The organism is uncultured Roseovarius sp., from assembly GCF_913054395.1.
Taxonomy (GTDB): Bacteria; Pseudomonadota; Alphaproteobacteria; order Rhodobacterales; family Rhodobacteraceae; genus Roseovarius.
This window is the reverse complement of sequence record NZ_CAJXIP010000074.1, coordinates 1-17,280: the sequence shown is the minus strand read 5'-3', so window position 1 is coordinate 17,280 and position 17,280 is coordinate 1. Positions and strand designations below refer to the sequence as shown.

The 17,280-nt window shown below is 61.1% G+C and carries 15 protein-coding genes, 1 tRNA gene and 1 pseudogene; 3 read left to right on the top strand and 14 right to left on the bottom strand.

Annotated features, from left to right (window positions below; all coding sequences use genetic code 11):
- The first annotated feature begins 186 nt into the window (after nucleotides 1–186).
- Entirely contained in the window at nucleotides 187–609 is a 423-nt protein-coding gene (gene ndk, locus QZ522_RS11410) for a nucleoside-diphosphate kinase (protein WP_294611323.1), read from the top strand.
- 83 nt (nucleotides 610–692) lie between these two features.
- On the opposite strand, the gene QZ522_RS11405 is transcribed toward ndk, so the two are convergent.
- The 5 genes from QZ522_RS11405 to QZ522_RS11385 all read right to left on the bottom strand — a co-directional run bounded on the left by QZ522_RS11405 (nucleotide 693) and on the right by QZ522_RS11385 (nucleotide 6,088).
- Nucleotides 693–1,742, bottom strand: coding sequence for a zinc-dependent alcohol dehydrogenase family protein (locus tag QZ522_RS11405; protein WP_294611320.1), 1,050 nt, complete (start codon nucleotides 1,740–1,742; stop codon nucleotides 693–695).
- A gap of 88 nt (nucleotides 1,743–1,830) precedes the next feature.
- Entirely contained in the window at nucleotides 1,831–2,712 is an 882-nt protein-coding gene (gene sucD, locus QZ522_RS11400) for a succinate--CoA ligase subunit alpha (RefSeq protein ID WP_294611317.1), read from the bottom strand.
- Nucleotides 2,712–3,902, bottom strand: coding sequence for a malate--CoA ligase subunit beta (locus tag QZ522_RS11395; RefSeq protein WP_294611314.1), 1,191 nt, complete (start codon nucleotides 3,900–3,902; stop codon nucleotides 2,712–2,714). Before QZ522_RS11395 ends, sucD begins: the two co-directional genes overlap by 1 nt.
- A 12-nt stretch (nucleotides 3,903–3,914) precedes the next feature.
- Nucleotides 3,915–4,856: a CoA ester lyase gene (locus QZ522_RS11390; RefSeq protein ID WP_294611311.1), complete on the bottom strand. Its 942-nt coding sequence runs from the start codon at nucleotides 4,854–4,856 to the stop codon at nucleotides 3,915–3,917.
- A 23-nt stretch (nucleotides 4,857–4,879) separates the two neighbouring features.
- Nucleotides 4,880–6,088, bottom strand: a complete 1,209-nt coding sequence (locus QZ522_RS11385) for an aminotransferase class V-fold PLP-dependent enzyme (RefSeq protein WP_294611308.1) — start codon at nucleotides 6,086–6,088, stop codon at nucleotides 4,880–4,882.
- A 243-nt stretch (nucleotides 6,089–6,331) separates the two neighbouring features.
- Here QZ522_RS11385 and QZ522_RS11380 point away from each other — a divergent pair, with 243 nt between their 5' ends.
- Nucleotides 6,332–6,958 carry a response regulator transcription factor gene (locus QZ522_RS11380; RefSeq protein ID WP_294611305.1) on the top strand — a complete coding sequence of 209 codons (627 nt, stop codon included), beginning with the start codon at nucleotides 6,332–6,334 and terminating at the stop codon, nucleotides 6,956–6,958.
- Nucleotides 6,959–6,967: 9 nt separating this feature from the next.
- Here the strand turns inward: QZ522_RS11380 and QZ522_RS11375 are convergent, their stop codons facing one another.
- The 9 genes and pseudogenes from QZ522_RS11375 to QZ522_RS11335 all read right to left on the bottom strand — a co-directional run bounded on the left by QZ522_RS11375 (nucleotide 6,968) and on the right by QZ522_RS11335 (nucleotide 16,182).
- A complete protein-coding gene (locus tag QZ522_RS11375; RefSeq protein ID WP_294611302.1) occupies nucleotides 6,968–8,458 on the bottom strand; it encodes an ABC transporter substrate-binding protein in 1,491 nt (496 codons plus the stop codon).
- Between the two features lie 386 nt (nucleotides 8,459–8,844).
- Nucleotides 8,845–9,033 (bottom strand): annotated as a pseudogene (locus QZ522_RS11370) (IS5/IS1182 family transposase); the annotation flags it as partial.
- A gap of 230 nt (nucleotides 9,034–9,263) precedes the next feature.
- Nucleotides 9,264–10,604: an MFS transporter gene (locus QZ522_RS11365; protein WP_294611298.1), complete on the bottom strand. Its 1,341-nt coding sequence runs from the start codon at nucleotides 10,602–10,604 to the stop codon at nucleotides 9,264–9,266.
- An 85-nt stretch (nucleotides 10,605–10,689) separates the two neighbouring features.
- Nucleotides 10,690–10,766: transfer RNA gene (locus QZ522_RS11360), tRNA-Arg, on the bottom strand.
- A 65-nt stretch (nucleotides 10,767–10,831) separates the two neighbouring features.
- Nucleotides 10,832–11,599, bottom strand: coding sequence for a tRNA pseudouridine(38-40) synthase TruA (truA, locus tag QZ522_RS11355; protein WP_294611295.1), 768 nt, complete (start codon nucleotides 11,597–11,599; stop codon nucleotides 10,832–10,834).
- A gap of 54 nt (nucleotides 11,600–11,653) precedes the next feature.
- Nucleotides 11,654–13,141, bottom strand: a complete 1,488-nt coding sequence (locus tag QZ522_RS11350; RefSeq protein WP_294611293.1) for a replicative DNA helicase — start codon at nucleotides 13,139–13,141, stop codon at nucleotides 11,654–11,656.
- A 235-nt stretch (nucleotides 13,142–13,376) separates the two neighbouring features.
- A complete protein-coding gene (locus QZ522_RS11345; protein WP_294611290.1) occupies nucleotides 13,377–14,051 on the bottom strand; it encodes an orotate phosphoribosyltransferase in 675 nt (224 codons plus the stop codon).
- A 78-nt stretch (nucleotides 14,052–14,129) separates the two neighbouring features.
- On the bottom strand, nucleotides 14,130–15,170 hold the full coding sequence (pyrC, locus tag QZ522_RS11340) for a dihydroorotase (RefSeq protein WP_294611287.1): 1,041 nt from the start codon (nucleotides 15,168–15,170) through the stop codon (nucleotides 14,130–14,132).
- A 58-nt stretch (nucleotides 15,171–15,228) separates the two neighbouring features.
- Nucleotides 15,229–16,182 (bottom strand): phosphoadenosine phosphosulfate reductase, encoded by a 954-nt coding sequence (locus QZ522_RS11335; protein WP_294611283.1) that lies wholly within the window; start codon nucleotides 16,180–16,182, stop codon nucleotides 15,229–15,231.
- 199 nt (nucleotides 16,183–16,381) lie between these two features.
- Between QZ522_RS11335 and QZ522_RS11330 the strand changes: the two genes are divergently transcribed.
- Nucleotides 16,382–17,280, top strand: an 899-nt coding sequence (locus QZ522_RS11330) for a MoxR family ATPase (protein ID WP_294611280.1), incomplete at its 3' end; no start/stop codon positions are given.

Here is a 17,280-nt window from a genome sequence, read left to right as displayed (position 1 = left end):
AATCAGCACCCGACCAGCGACGGAATAGGATATTTCATTTATGCGCAACATGGCCCCCGCATGCCGCATGCGCGCGCCCGCGTCAATCGCGGCTTTTCAAGACGCGGTCCGCGTGGTATCGGGGCCGCGATCAAAAGCGGTCGGGCAAGGGGCCTGATCGATGATTTTAACTGAAAAGAGGCTGAAATGGCTGTTGAACGCACGCTGAGCATCATCAAACCCGACGCAACCAAACGCAACCTGACCGGCAAGATCAATGCCAAGTTCGAAGATGCCGGCCTGCGCATCGTCGCACAAAAGCGCATTCAGCTGACCCCGGCACAGGCTGGCGTGTTCTACGAAGTCCACAAAGAGCGCCCGTTTTACGGCGAACTGTGTGATTTCATGGCGTCCGGCCCGGTTGTGGTTCAGGTTCTGGAAGGCGAAGGCGCAATCGCTAAAAACCGCGAAGTGATGGGTGCCACCAACCCCGCCGACGCAGCCCCCGGCACCGTGCGCGCCGAATTTGCCGAATCGGTTGGCGAAAACTCGGTTCACGGGTCGGATGCCGCCGATACCGCCGCTCAGGAAATCGCTTATTTCTTCTCGGGTCTCGAACTCGTCGGCTAAGCGATCCTTTGACTGCAAAAGACCAGAGCCGCGCCTGAAAAGGCGCGGCTTTTTCGTAAGTTACGGGGCATTTCCAATCTGGATTATGCGTCCATCCGGTCAACCACCGTGACGCCCGCACCCTGATAGCTGTCCATCCGCGAGAGCGCCTCGGCCAGACCTGAAAGCGGGATGCGGTTGCTGACCAGACGCTCGGGCGCAAGCCGCCCGGCGCTGATCATGTCAAACAGGGCAGAAAACCGGTCCGCACCGATGCCGCGCGTACCATGCAGGGTGATCTGGCGCGAATAGACCAGTTCCAACAGCGGCAGCGTGGGGCTTGCATGGGCCCCGAGCGGCATGCCGATCTGCACATGGCGCCCCATTTTGCGAAGGCTTTTCAAAGAGTTGTGGAAGGTATTCGTGATCCCGAGGGCGTCAAGCGATACATGCGCGCCACCCCCCGTCAGATCACGCACCGCAGTGCCGGTGTCATCCTGGGCAGTGGCATCAAGCGTCGCATTCGCCCCAAGCGCGCGCGCCATCGCAAGTGCCTCGGGATTGACATCGACGGCCAGAACCTGTGCGCCCAGGGCCGCCCCGATCATGATTGCCGATAGGCCGACACCACCGCAACCATGCACGCTAAGCCATTCCCCCGGCTGAATTTTCGCGCGATCTACAACGGCGCGGAATGACGTGGTGACGCGGCAGCCCATGCCGGCGGCCACGGCGTAATCCATCGCCTCGGGCAGCCGCACAAGGTTGAAATCGGCGCGCGGAATGGCAAGGCGTTCGGCAAAGGCCCCCCATTGGGTAAAGCCGATCACCTCTTGATGGTTGCAAATCGTCGGCTCGCCACCGCGACAGTCAGGACAGGAGCCACAGCCAAGAACAAATGGGGCCGTCACCCGGTCGCCGGTGCGAAAGCGGTGACATTCGGCCCCGGTTTCAATGACTTCACCGGCAAACTCATGGCCCATCACATGCGGCAATACCACATCCGGGTCGGCGCCTTTCCAGGCATGGTGGTCCGAGCGGCAGACGCCGCAGGCGCGCACGGCGATAATCGCGCCGTCGACCGGACAGGCAGGGTCGGGCACATCCTTGACTTCGACGGGGGTGTTATAGTGGGTCAAAAGAGCGGCGCGCATGGCGTATCCTGTCGGTTGATGTCCGCCAGAGGGTAGGGCGGTTCGGCACCGGACTGCAAGGCCCGGCGCGACACCGCCCCGACCCGGATCAGGCGACCATCTTTTCGACCACCCCGCCAAAGGACGAGGGCGTCGGCACGATGGTCACACCGGCCTCTGACAGGATCTCGACCTTTTCCTGGGCCGATTCGCCAAAGGCCGACACGATCGCGCCTGCATGCCCCATGCGCCGTCCCTTGGGCGCCGAGAGACCGGCCACATAGGCCGCCACGGGCTTGGTCATGTGATCGCGGATATAGGCCGCCGCTTCGGCCTCTTGCGGGCCACCGATCTCGCCGACCATGACCACGGCGTCGGTGTCGGGATCGTTCTCGAAAAGCTCAAGCACGTCGCGAAAGCTTGACCCGTTGATCGGATCGCCGCCAATCCCGACCGAGGTTGATACCCCGATGCCGCGCTCTTTCATCTGGCTGGCGGCCTCGTACCCAAGCGTGCCCGAGCGTCCGACGATCCCGATCCGCCCCGGCAGGTAGATCGAAGGCGGCATCAGCCCGGCAAAGGCCTCACCGGGGGTGATGATCCCGGCACAGTTCGGCCCGATCAGGCGCATCCGCTTTTCGGCCTTGTAGCGGCGCATATAGCGTTTGACCTTGATCATGTCCTGCGCCGGGATGCCATCGGCGATGCAGACACAGGTTTTGATCCCCGCATCGGCGGCCTCCATGATCGAATCCGCGGCAAAGGGCGGCGGGACGAAACAGATCACAAGATCGGCGCCGGTCTCGGCCACGGCCCCCTTGACGGTGTTGAAAACAGGCAGGCCATCATGCTTGGTGCCGCCCTTGCCGGGGGTCACGCCGCCCACCACATTGGTGCCATGGGCGATCATGTCCTGGGTGTGAAAGCTGCCGATGCGCCCGGTCAGGCCGGTCACAAGAACGCGGGTCGATTTATCAATGAGAATGGCCATCATGCAGCCCCTTTTTGCGCGGGTTTCGTGTCTTTCCAGGCGTTCACCACCAGTTCGGCGGCCTCGGCGAGGGTCTCGGCGGTGATGATCGGCAGGCCGCTTTCGGTGATGATCTTGCGGCCCTCTTCGACATTTGTGCCCGACAGGCGCACCACCAGCGGCATGCGCAGGTCAAGCTCCTTATAGGCGCGGATGACGCCCTCGGCGATCCAGTCGCAGCGGTTGATGCCAGCAAAGATGTTGACCAGGATCGCCTCGACGTTGCGATCATTGAGAACCGCCTTGAACGACATCAGCACACGTTCCGGCGAGGCGCCGCCGCCGACATCCAGAAAGTTGGCAGGCTCGCCACCGGACATCTTGATCATGTCGAGCGTCGCCATCGCAAGCCCTGCGCCATTGACAATACAGCCGATTTCGCCGTCGAGCCCGATATAGGCAAGCCCGCGATCCTCGGCGAAGGTTTCGCGGGAATCCTCCTGGCTCTTGTCACGCAGCTCAGAGATCTCGGGGCGGCGGTAAAGCGCGTTGTCGTCAAACGACATCTTGGCATCCAGCGCCATGATCTCGCCGCTCTGTGTCACCACAAGGGGGTTGATCTCGACCATGTTCGCGTCAAGCTCTGCCATCGCGCGGTAACAGCCGGTGATGGTCTTGACCGCCTGCGGGATAAGCGCCGGGTCAAGCCCGAGCGAAAAGGCGATCTCGCGGGCCTGAAAGGCCTGCATGCCGACCGCCGGGTCGACCACCGAGCGGATGATCGAATCCGGTTCGTTGGCCGAGATATCCTCGATTTCCATGCCGCCCTGCGCCGAGGCGACGACGACGACCCGCTCCTCTTTGCGGTCCAGAACAAAGCCAAGATAGATTTCCTGGGCGATCTTGGTGGCCTCTTCGACGTAAAGGCGGCTCACAAGTTTGCCCTGCGGTCCGGTCTGATGGGTGACAAGCATGCGGCCCAGCATCCATTGCGCGGCCTCGCTGATCTCTCTTTCATCCGAACAGATCCGCACGCCGCCCGCCTTGCCGCGTGCGCCCGAATGGATCTGGGCCTTGACCACCCATTTGTCACCCGAAAGCTCGCTGGCGCGATAGACGGCCTGTTCGGGGCTATAGGCGATACCGCCGCGCGGCACGTTGACGCCGAACCGCTTGAGCAGTTCCTTGGCCTGAAATTCGTGAATATCCATTGTCTGTCCTCCTTAGCCTTGGGCGGCGATGGCCTCGGCCACCGTAAGCACGTTGCGGGCCATGCGTTCGCTGGCGGCGTCGATCATCTTGCCATCAAGGCTTGCGGCACCGCGGCCCTCGGCTTCGGCCTTTTTTAGCTCTTCGATGATGCGATGGGCGCGGGTCACTTCGGCCTCGGGGGGCGAGAAGACCTCGTTGGCAAGGGCGATCTGGCTTGGATGGATCGCCCATTTGCCCTCGATCCCAAGCGCCGCGGCGCGTTTCGCCGACAGGATATAGCCGTCGGGATCGTTGAAGTCGCCAAACGGGCCGTCGATGGCGCGCAGGCCGAAGGCGCGGCAGGCCACGGTCATCCGGCTCAGGGCAAAGTGCCACTGATCGCCCGGATAATCGGGGTTGAGCCCGCCAATGACCACGGTACGCGCCCGGTTCGAGGCGGCGTAATCGGCCACCCCGAAATGCAGCGCCTCAAGGCGACCGGGCGTGGCGGCAATCGCCTCGACATTGGCCATGCCAAGCGCGGTTTCGATCAGCGCCTCAAGGCCGATCTGATGGGTAAAGCCCATGGCGGTTTCTATCTGGCTGACCATGGTTTCGACGGTGTAAAGATCGCCGGGCACGCCGACCTTGGGCACAAGGATCGTATCGAGGTGCTGACCGGCCTGTTCCACGATCTCGACCACGTCGCGATACATGTAATGGGTATCAAGGCCGTTGATGCGGATCGACATGGTCTTGCCCTTGGCCTTCCAGTCGATATCGTTGAGCGCCTGAATGATGTTGGAGCGCGCCTGAACCTTGTCGGGCGGGGCGACGGCATCTTCGAGGTCGAGAAAGATATAATCGACATCCGACTCGGCGGCCTTTTCGATCATTGTCGGGTTAGAGCCGGGCACGGCCAGTTCCGAGCGTTGCAGACGTTGCTTTTTCAGCGGGTGCAGGGTGTAACTCATGGCATATGATCCTTTCTCGGGGCTTATGCGGCGCGGGCCGTGGCGGCGGATTTCTGAACCGGCGGGGTGGTGGCACGGAAGTATTCCTGTGCAGCGGCAACCCCGGCACCGGGTTCGATCGCAACCCCGGCATCGACAAGCGCCATTTCCGCCGCCGAGAGCGCCCCGCAGAGCATCACCGGGTTGAGCGAGCCAAGATGCCCGATCCGAAATGCCCGACCGGCCAGCACGGCAAGACCTGAGCCAAGTGAGGTCTGGTATTTGTGATAGGCGGTCTCGATCACGTGACGCGCATCCGTACCCTCGGGCGTATAGATCGCCGACACGGTGTCGGAATGCCATTCAGGTCCGTGCGCAACAAGGCGACAGCCCTGCCACTGTTCCACCGCGCGGCGGACGCCGCTGGCGAGGCGGTGATGGCGTTCCCAGACGCTTTCCATGCCCGCCTCAAGCAGCATATCGACCGACACCCCAAGCCCGCGCAAAAGCTGGGTCGCCGGGGTATAGGGGAAATAGCCGGTATCGTTCAGCTTGATCATGTCCGCGAAGCTGAAATAACAGCGGGCCATTCTGGCATTTTCATGGGCGTCGAGCGCCTTGTCGCTCACCGCCAAAAGACCAAGACCGGCCGGTAGCATAAAGCCCTTTTGCGAGCCGGCAACCGCAAGATCGACGCCCCATTTTTCCATTTCGAATTTGATCGACCCGATCGAGCTTACGCCATCGACGAACAACAGGGCAGGGTGGCCGGTGGCCTCAAGTGCCGCGCGAATACCCGCAATATCCGAGGTGACGCCGGTCGCTGTCTCGTTATGGGTGGCAAAAACTGCCTTGATCTTGTGGTCCTTGTCGGCGGCAAGCCGCGCGGCATAGTCGTCAAGCGGCACGCCCTTGCCCCATTCGGCCTCGCAGACGTCCACCTCAAGGCCAAGCCGTTCGGCCATATCGACCCAAAGTGTCGAGAACTGGCCAAAGCGCGACATCAAGACCCGGTCGCCGGTATTGAGCGTGTTGGTGATTGCCGCCTCCCAGGCGCCGGTGCCCGAGGTCGGATAGACAAAGACGCGCCCGGTTGTCTGGCGGAACACCTTCTTGAGATCGCTCAGAAGCGGGATCACGAAATCCGCGAAATCGGGGGCGCGCATGTCCTCCATCGGGATGTTCATGGCGCGCCGGACAACGTCGGGCACATTGGTCGGGCCGGGGATGAAAAGATGCGGGTTGCCGTTCATGGGAGTCCTCCTCTGATTTCCCCCAGTATCGCCAGGAATGACGACACCGGGTAATCCCCGCGCGCATGGAAATGCGTGACTGCGCGGGGGAATTCGGCCCCTTCCGGGTAGGGTGCACTACCCGCAGATGCCACCCCCGGCATGCGGTTGCATGCTGAATTTTTGTTTGATTTCATCGGGTTCCGGTGTCTTTGTGTCGTAATCCTCAAGTTGGGCAGACGCCGGATTGTGAATAATGACCCTATGACAGAGACCAAACACATATCCCCTGACGTGATCGTCGCCGACCGGCAATTGATTGTCTGCCAGGGGCTTGGCTCGCTCGTGGCGCAGATCCCCGAGGTGTGTCTCGGCCCCTTTGCCACCGATATGGCAAGCCTGCGCAAGGCTCTCTCAGAGCGGCCGGGACAGGTGATCGTGGTGCTTGGGGTGCGCCTTGCCGACGCCGATCTTGCGCGCGTTCTGGATATGTTGCGGCGCGATTACGCCCGCGTTCTTGTGGTCGTGGTCGCCGAGGAAACCGAGTTTGCCTTTATCCGCACGGCGATCAAGGCCGGCGTGCATGGCGTCTGCATGATGAGCCAGATCCTCACCAGCCTGCCGCGCATTCTGGGCCACCTGATCGAGGGCCACAGCATCCTGCCGATTGAGGTTCTCAAGCGGCTGACCGGTGAACAGTCCGACGCCCTGACCCGACGCGAGCATGAAATACTCGGGCTTCTGGTGGATGGGCTGACGAACTTTCAGATTTCCGCCCGGCTGGGCCTGTCGGAGAACACGGTGAAATATTACCTCAAGGCGATCTATCAAAAGCTTGACGTCAATTCGCGCGGCGGGGCGATAGCGAAATATGTGGCGGGCACCTATTAAAGGCGTCGCCTAATCCACCACGCTTACAAGATGCCATCGCAGGGCGTCATTGGGGACCGGATCGAAATGAGTCACCCGGTTGGACAGCACGACAAGCTGGGTCACATGAAACGGGATAAGTGAGCCCGAAGTCTCGCGCAGCCGTTTCTGCGCCGCCACGTAAAGCGCGCGCCGTTTGCCAAAATCAAGCTCGGCGCGGGCCTTGGTCAAGAGCGCATCAAATTCGCTGTCGTGGTAGTGGCTTTCGTTCCACTTGGCGGTTGAATGAAACGCCTCGTTCAGCGCCTGATCGGCGGGGCGTTCGCCCCAGCTTGTGGTGAAGGCATCCTTTTTCATCCAGACGTTCGACCAATAGCCATCCGCGGCCGCATTCACCAAGGTGACGCGAATTCCGGCGGCGGCGGCCTGATCCTGAAAGGTGACACCGATCAGCGGCCAGGACTGGTCGAGCGACGAAACATTCACTTCGATATCAATCCCGTCGGGATAGCCCGCCTCGGCCAAGAGCGCGCGTGCGCGCTCCAGGTCGCGCGGACAGGTCATGTCTGCACGGTATTGGTCATGCGGGGCGACCGGCGTGTCGCAGGACACCACCCCGCCGCCATCAAGCGCAAGCTTGAGCATCTCGTCACGATCCACGCTCAGGCGCAACGCGCGGCGCACCCGGACATCATCGAACGGCGCCACATCTGTACGGAAGATAAGCCCCATCCAGTTGCCGGTCGGGATTTCAAGCAATTGATAGCGCAGCGATTGATCAAGGGCGCGGCGCAAAAGCGGCACGATTCCGCGCTCCATGTCCAGTTGCCCGCTTAGAAACGCCTGAAGCCGCGCCTGAGCATCCGGCACGCCAATTACCTCGATCCGTGCAAGGGCGGGGGGGCCTTCCCAGTAGTCCGCATTGGCGGTCAGGATGGTGATGCCGTCGGGGTCGAATTTCTCGACCTGAAAGGGGCCGGTGCCAATACCTGTTCCGGCCACACTGTCGCCCGACCCCTCGGGGATCATCCGCAGGCGCGGGTCCATAAGTTGCAGTGGCAGATCGGCAAAGGTCGAGGTCAGCGTCATGCGCACGGTCAAAGGGTCAATCGCCTCGATGGTTTCGATCATCCTGACGGCGGCGCGCGCCGGGCTGCCCTGGTCAGGGTCGATCACCCGCTTGAGGGAATAGACCACATCGCCCGCATCAAAGGCGCTTCCGTCATGAAAGCGTACATTTTCGCGCAAATGAAAGGTCCAGACCGTGCCGGTCTCGTCGGGTTCCCACCGCGTGGCAAGGTCGGGCGCGGGTTTGCCGCCGCGTCCGGGACGTACAAGGCGGCTCTGGATTTTCTCGATGATCTGAAGCACCCGCCCTTTGGAGGCGGGATCAAGGCTTGAATGGGCGCCAAACCCGACATTATGGGCATGGCGAAACGTGCCGGTCGGTTCGGCCCCGACCAGGGACGCACCTGCAAAAAGCAGGCCAGATGCCAAAGCGGCAAACATTAGGGGCCGCATATCCGTCTCCCTATGGATCGGTTGCCTAGTTGTGACAAGAGGGCGGCGGAAAATCAAACTCTTAAAGGTGTCTGGCGCATCACGATATGATGCGCCATCACGAGAGGGGCCGCGCCCTCGGCCAATTCCCCGACGCAACAGCCAAGCATCCCTGACGGCACAAAAGAGGTGCCAACGGGGCATATGAATGCGCGATTCACAGCTTTGCCATGTGAGGTGTTGGCGGTAAAATATTGATTTTATTGTATTATAATTTATAGCGTCGATTGCGAGTGCCGTAAGCCGTATCCGCGATCAGGCGTTCGGGGTGCGGATCGACCCTGGCCTTCACCCTATCCAGCATGGTCGTGCTCGATCCGACCTCTGCCAGCCGGATTGATCGCTTGGCGCATCAGCAACTCGGGATCGATGGAGGGTCGGCCGGTGTGGCTATAGAAATCTGCAAGATGGGAACGGATGCTTCTCAGGTCGACGAACCGGTCGATGGGTCGAAGCAGGTGGTCTTGCGGGACGTTATCCTCAGGCGGGCACTCGTAGAACAACGCCGATTGCGCCTCCTGCCGTGGTCCCATCATCGCCAATCCTCCGGCCCATCGGCAGAACTGAATCAGCACAACACGCCTCAATCAAGAACGCGTTTTTCAACAGAATAAGCCCCGTTGACGCGGAATACCGCGAGCGGCCCAATCCAGTCATTCGCCTGCATTGCCGCCGCCGCGGTGCAGCCCGTCGAACCGGACGTCGATCGATCGTGCAGCATCTTCGGAGGAGAACGACGGCAGAGTGGGACTTATCCGCTGTCACATTAGGCTGCCACCGGGCTTGCGGCGCCTGGTCCACGTATTTTCCAATATAGCACCGCAACGACCAACAAGTTCAGCACCCCAGCCAAAGCTGCCAAACCGTAGGCGGCTGCGTATCCGCCGGTTATGTCGTAAAGATAGCCGCCGAGCCCGCCGCCATTAGCGTGGCCAAACCAGCCGAACATGGTGACAACCCCCATCGCAAAGCCACGACGTGAGGGGGGAGTATGGGCCGCGACAGTCGCGAGAACACCCGTCATAACCCCTGCATAACCGAAACCGTAAATCGGAGCGTATAGGTAAAATGTGGACAGGTCGTTGATTAGAATGAAGCCATAGATCAATAGCGTCATCCAAGCAGTCGCCGTCATGTAGGCGGGTATGGCGCCAATCACGTCGGCCAGCTTACCAAAGGCCACACGTCCGACAATGCCAACCATGAGCATAAGGAAGATGACACCACCGGCCTGATCAGCCGAGTATCCACGTCCCTGGATGTGTGGCACGAGGTGCATAAGGGGGACCGACATGCACGTACAGCAGAGCAATATTGCGAGACACATCATCGGCACAACAAGCCGGATTGGGGGATAATTTTTCTCTGCGTCTGCTGCACCCTGTCCTGTCTTTGGAAGAACGACGGGTCGCAACAGGGCCGCCAGGGGAAGCAGCATGATCAGCATGAGCCCTCCAGTGACCGCAAGCGCGCCGGAAACGCCCATTTCATTGATCAGGATTGCCGAGCCGAATGGCACGAACCCTTGGCCAAGGGCCTGCCCAGCAGATGCGATGCCGATCGCAAGGCCTGCACCAATTGGAAACCACTTGCCTACGAGTGCCATTATTGGCGCGAATATTCCGGCCGCACCGAAGAAACCGGCAATGAACATTAGTAAATAGTATTGCCAGAGCTGATCCGCCAAGGATGCGGTAAGATAGGAGATACCCATGACCGTACTACCGGCCAAAACCACAATCCGGGCACCGAACCGGTCCGCAATGCTTCCCATCAGAAGGCCGCCAAACGCGAGCCCCATTATCCCGGAAACATTGATGAGCGACACCTCTGCACGAGCCCAGCCGTGCAACTCTTCGAGCGGCACGACATAGGCCGACATACCATTGACGATCGAGCCCAGTGCAAGTGCCAGAATCAGTGCGGAGGCCGAGACAACGACCCAGCGATAGCGAGGTAGTTCCGGTTGTATCTCTTGCATGACGGGCATCCTTTTCTGAGAACCCATAACACGTTTCTCTAAAAAATGAGAATGCCATGTTCCTTTGGAAAGGCGTTGCGCTGTTGGTAACTGCGGGCTCTTTGCCGCCATGCGGTGGCGCAGCATTGATCCCGTTCTGGTATTAAAGAGCCGACGTCGTGACCAGCCCTTAGCGGACGAGGTGGATGGCTCCTTGGCAATACGGTCTAATTGGCGATCCCGGGAGGACTCGAACCCCCAACATCCTGATTAGAAGTCAGGTGCTCTATCCAGTTGAGCTACGGGACCGCTGAACCGGCTTCTAGCGCGGCCTTGCGCCAAGATCAAAGCGAAAACGCAACCGGTTGCGCGGCTCAGGCGAAGGGGTTGTCGTCGTATTCGACCCCGGCCAGGTAAAGCCCGTGGGGCGGGGCGACCGGACCACAGGCGGCGCGGTCGCATGCAAGCAGCGCCTCGTGCACCTGATCGGGGGCCCATGACCCGGCGCCGACCCGTTCCAGCGTGCCGACGATGCTGCGGACCTGATTGTGCAGGAACGAGCGCGCGCGCAGATGAAACCGCACCTCCGAGCCAAGCGCGAGAGGAATTTCCTCGATCTCGATGGCGTTCAGGGTTTTGACCGGGCTGGCCGCCTGACAGATGGTCGAGCGGAATGTCGTGAAGTCATGCAAGCCGATGAGATGCGCCGCGCCCTCGCGCATCGCCTCGACGTCAAGCGGCCGCAGCACCTGCCAGACCAGACCGCGCTCGTGGGTGACGGGCGGGCGGCGCACCAAAACACGAAACACATAGCGCCGCTCGGTTGCGGAAAACCGGGCATGCCAGTCCTCGGCGACCCGCTTGCATCCGACAATCGCAATCGGCTGCGGCTTGAGATGGAAATTCACCGCCTCGCTCAGGCGAAACGTACTCCAGTCGCGGGCAAGGTCGCAATGTGCGACCTGCGCATAGGCGTGGACGCCCGCATCGGTGCGCCCGGCAGAGGCAATGGTATGGGGGCCGGGTTCGATCCTGGCCAGGGCGGCCTCGATGGCGCCCTGCACCGAAGGGTGGTCAGGTTGGCGTTGCCAGCCCACGAAGGGGGCACCGTTATATTCGACTTTGAAGGCGTATCTGGGCATGGGGCTGCGCATAAATCAAAACGCGGCTGCGGAAAAGGCAGTATTGGCGCCGGTTTAAAAGTCCTGTCCGGCGTTTTGTTGCCAGGCCTTGACCAGATTGCCAAAGCGCGTGAACTGCGCCTCAAAGCTAAGCTCGACCGTGCCGATGGGGCCATGGCGTTGCTTGCCGATGATGACCTCGGCCTTGGCATGCAGCCGCGACATGGCTTCCTGCCACTCGGCCATCTTTTCCATCTCGTGATCGCCGGGCTTTTCGCGCTCTTTGTAATATTCCTCGCGGAACACGAACATGACCACGTCGGCGTCTTGTTCGATTGAGCCGGATTCACGCAGGTCGCTAAGCTGTGGGCGTTTGTCCTCGCGCGATTCCACCTGGCGTGAAAGCTGTGACAGGGCGATGACCGGGATGTTGAGCTCTTTGGCAATCGCCTTGAGCCCCATCGAAATCTCGCCGATTTCCTGCACCCGGTTGTCCGAGCTGCCGCGCACCAGCTGAAGGTAATCGACGATCAGAAGGTCAAGCCCGTGGGTTCGCTTCAGGCGACGCGCCCGCGCGGCCAGTTGCGAAATCGGAATGGCGGCGGTGTCGTCGATGAACAGCGGACAGGATTCAAGCGTTTTGGCCGCCTCGACAAAGCGGCGGAACTCGGTCTCGTCCATATCGCCCTGGCGGATCTTGTGCGACGAGATTTCCGAGGCCTCGGCCAGAACCCGGCCTGCCAGCTGTTCGGCGCTCATCTCGAGGCTGAAAAAACCGACCACGCCGCCGTCAACGGCGCCTTCGGTGCCGTCGGGCAGGGTGCCACGCTTATAGGCCTTGGCGACGTTGAAGGCGATGTTGGTGGCCAGCGAGGTCTTGCCCATCGACGGGCGCCCGGCAAGAATCAGAAGGTCGGATTTGTGAAGCCCGCCCAATTTGCCATCCATATCTATAAGCCCGGTCGAAATGCCCGCCAGACCGCCTTCGCGCTGATAGGCGGCGTTGGCGACATTGACCGCATCGGTGACGGCACGCAGGAAGGATTGAAAGCCGGTTTCGGTCTGGCCCTGTTCGGCAAGCTGATAGAGCGCCTGCTCGGCCTCGACGATCTGTTCCTTCGGTTCGCTGTCGACATCGACGCGCGCGGCCTTGCCCGCGATCTCGTGGCCAAGCGCAATCAACTCGCGCCGGATCGCAAGATCATAGATCATCCGCGCATAGTCACGTACCGCAAAGGTCGAGATCGCAGCCCCCGCAAGGCGCGCAAGATAGGCCGGGCCGCCAAGTTCCTTGAGGCCTTCGTCGTCTTCGAGAAACGCGCGCAGCGTCACCGGCGAGGCAAGGTTGTTCTTGGCAATCCGCGCCGCGGCGACCTCGTAGATGCGTGCATGCACCGGGTCATAGAAATGCTGCGCCCCGATGATCTGGGCGATACGGTCGTAGACATCGTTATTGGTCAGGATCGCGCCCAATAGCTGTTGCTCGGCCTCGATCGAATGGGGCATGGTGTCGGCCGCCTGAACCTCGGCTCCGGTGGCGTTGAATGCTGCGATTTCGTTCATGCTGATCCCCTGCCTGCCTTGGGATTAGTTCATACATTTGCCTCACGCGGGCGCGCAATTTGTATATCTCTGTGGATACCCTGTGGATATCACAGGGGGATACATATTGCTTTATGTTTTTTCAATTTACACAACATGTGGTGTGACTTTGCCGCCGGCGCCCGGCGCGCGTGGCAAGGATGACGCAATGTCATTTTAATTTGCCTGTCATCGCGCGCTTCCGGGAGGGTGCGACTCAGCGGCGCGCGGCCTGCCAGGCGCGGGGATCGTTGAGAAAGGATTCGACCGCGTCCAGCGTGGAGCTGTCGAAGGCGCCCTGATCGCGGGCCTCAGCCAGCACGTCCCACCATGTGCACAGATGATGCAGCGTGACGCCATGATCGCCGAGGGTTTTTTCGGTTTCCGGGAAGATGCCGTAATAGAAGATCACCGCGGTGTGGGCGCAGGTCGCCCCGGTCTCGCGGATCGCATCAACGAAGCTGAGCTTCGAGCCGCCATCGGTGGTAAGATCCTCGACCAGCAGCACGCGCTCGCCCTCGGACATGGCACCCTCGATACGGGCATTGCGGCCATAGCCCTTGGGCTTTTTGCGCACGTAGGTCATCGGCAGGGACATCCGCTCGGCCACGAGGGCGGCGAAGGGGATGCCGGCAGTCTCGCCCCCGGCGATATTGTCGAAGGCCTCGAAGCCGGCATTGCGCATGACGGTGACCGTCAGGAAATCCATCAATGTCGAGCGGATGCGCGGATAGCTTATCAGCTTGCGACAGTCGATATAGGTCGGCGAGGGCAGGCCCGAGGCGAGGGTGAACGGTTCGTCCGCGTTGAAATGCACGGCCTTGATTTCCAAAAGCATGCGCGCGCTCAGGCGGGCCATGTCCTGGGGCGAGGGATAGGAGGAGGGTATCATGCGCGTGGTCCTTTTTCGCGGGGGCCGCACCAAAGAGTTTTCATGCCTTCGGCGAGGATATTTGGAGCAAGAAGAAGATCAGCTGACACTCCAGTGCAGTGCAAAGCCGGGGTCAAAAACCGTGACCGGGCCATCATCGGTGGCGATCTTGTCGGGGTAGGTGACGGCGGCGTCGGTTTTGGTCAGGGTCAGCCGTGCCTCATTGGCGGGCAGCCCGTAAAAGGCCGGGCCGTTCAGAGAGGTGAAGCCCTCGAGCCGATCCAGGGCGCCGTCCTGTTCAAAGGCATGGGCGAGGATCGACAGGGTGTTCGTGGCCGTGAAGCAGCCCGCGCAGCCGCAGGCGTTTTCCTTGAGCGCATCGGTATGCGGCGCACTATCCGTACCAAGGAAAAAGCGTGCGTCCCCTGACGTGGCGGCGGCACGCAGGGCAAGGCGGTGGGTTTCGCGCTTGGCGACCGGCAGGCAGTAATAATGCGGTTTGATCCCACCCACGAGGATGTGGTTGCGGTTGATGATCAGGTGATGGGTGGTGATGGTCGCGCCGAGATCGCGGTCATTGGCTTTGACATAATCCACCCCGTTGGCGGTGGTGATATGTTCCATCACAACGCGCAGCCCCGGCGTGGCGCGCCGCACCGGATCAAGGACGCGGTCGATGAACACTGCCTCGCGGTCAAAGATATCCACCTCGGGATCGGTCACCTCGCCATGCACGCAGAGCGGCAGGCCGATCTCGGCCATCTTTTCCAGTACGCCGCGCACCTTGTCAAAGTCGCGCACGCCGCTGGCGGAATTGGTCGTGGCGCCTGCCGGGTAGAGTTTGACCGCGGAAATGAGGCCGCTTGCATGGGCAGCGGCGACATCTTCGGGGTCGGTTTCCTCGGTCAGGTAAAGCGTCATCAGCGGCGTGAAATCGGTCCCTTGCGGAAGGGCGGCCATGATCCGGTCGCGATAGGCGCGCGCGTCGGCACCGGTGACCACGGGTGGTACCAGGTTGGGCATGATGATCGCCCGGCCGAAATGGCGCGTGGTTTCGGGCAGGACGGCGCGCAACATGGCGCCATCGCGCAGATGCAGGTGCCAATCGTCGGGGCGGCGGAGGGTCAGGGTTTGGCTCATGCCGCAGGCATTACACAATCGCGAGCGTCAAGACCAGAGGCTGATGTGGGGCTGGCGTTCAGGTCTCGGAGCCGGCTGCACGTTCGTCAAGCCGGGTCTCGGCGAGATGAAGGGCCTTGCGAAAGCGCGGCCCGCCGACCTTGCGATCAAGCGCGCGGCGGCAATGCATCACCGTCAGGATATCGCGCTGATCCGTCATCAGCCGTTGCAGCAGACTGAAGAGGTAAGGGCTATCGTCGCGGCGCGCCCGAAACAGCCGCGCAAGGCTCAATCGGCTGAGCTTGCCCGTGCTCATTTGGGCCAGAACCCGAGGGGCCATCCCGATGCGCATCAGGCTCGATTCGATCCGATAGCCAAGATAGCGGGTCCGAAACCGCATGACATTGGGCCGCGTGAAGAGCGCCGCATGCATGGCGTCAAGCTCGATCTCGGGATCATAGAGCAAGACGGCGCTTTCAGCCGCGTCAAGCATATCGGGAGCATAGCCATAACGATCATCAAAACTGGTGCGGCGCATGTGAATATATCGGTCATCCCATTCCGCCACACGCGGATCGAGCGTTGCCTGCGGCGAGATGATCAGGACCTTGGCCCCCGGGGAGGCCACCGAAAACGCGGCGGCCGCATAACCGCATGGCCCTGCGCCGTAAAAGATCACCTGGTCGAAATCGTCAAAGAACCCGTCGTCGATAAGGCGGTCGAAATAACCATAGACCCGGCGATCCCGAAACCAGGTATCGCCATCGCTGATCACGCAAAGATGCGACCAGCCAAGCGTCTTTGCCATGCTCCAGCCAAACGGCTGCGCCTGCGGGGAAAGCTCGGTCAGCTTCTGATGGTCTTCAAATGTCACCAGCAGGATCGGCTTGCGTTCCACCAGAACGGCCGCGTGGCGCGTGCCCAGAGGTTCGCAATACCCATCCTCGCCCGCCAGATCATTGACGCGTTCACACCAGTCAGCCCAGCCAAGGCCGGAAAGATCGGCGTCAAAAATCTGGGCGCTGTCTTGCATATCTGCTCTTACCTAACTCATAGTCGGCCACTTGGATGCGGCTTCGTTAAGGTAACATGGGCGCGAACTTGGGCAAAACTTTGGAAAATCCAAGGGTATTCCGGGGGATTTGCCAAGATTGCCTCATGGCCTTGCCCTTGACCGCACCACCGCGCCCATGCAGTTCTTGACCTGACACGCAACCACGCGGAGAGCCTACGTGCAAAACCCAACATCCATCGACGCGGTTCAGGACCTTCTGGCAACTCAGAATTATATCTGCGGGCGCGGCCTTGGCACGGTCACATTCCTGGCGCTGGCCCTGGGGCGTCCCCTGTTTCTCGAAGGCGAGGCCGGAACCGGCAAGACCGAGATCGCCAAGGCCATCGCAGCCGCCCTCGGGCGTCGCCTGATCCGGTTGCAATGTTACGAGGGGCTTGATGTCTCAAGTGCGGTCTATGAATGGAATTTCGCCGAACAGATGATCGCCATCCGCACCGCCGAAGCCGCAGGCGGGGTGGACCGCAGCCACCTCAAGGACGAGTTGTTCACCGAGGAATACCTGGTTGAACGTCCGCTGCTGCAGGCGATGCGCCCCCAGGCGGGCGGTGCTCCGGTCCTGCTTATCGACGAGATCGACCGCACTGACGAACCCTTCGAGGCCTTCCTGCTCGAGGCACTTTCGGATTTCCAGGTCACAATCCCGGAACTCGGCACGATCCACGCGCCCGAACCGCCAATCGTGATCCTGACCTCGAACCGCACGCGCGAGGTGCATGATGCGCTCAAGCGGCGCTGCCTTTATCATTGGGTCGATTACCCGACCTTCGAGCGCGAGATAGAGATACTTCAGGCCCGCGCCCCCGAGGCCGCCGATCAGCTCTCGCGCGAAGTGGTTGCCTTTGTTCAGGCCCTGCGCACCGAGGATCTGTTCAAGAAACCCGGCGTGGCGGAAACCATCGACTGGGCGAAATGCCTGCTGGCTCTCGATGTCATCAGCCTGAGTCCGGAGGTGATTGCCGACACTTTGGGCGCTATCCTGAAATATCAGGACGACATCCAGAAACTTCAGGGCTCCGAGGCAAAACGTATTCTCGAAGAGGTCAAGGCAGGCCTGGA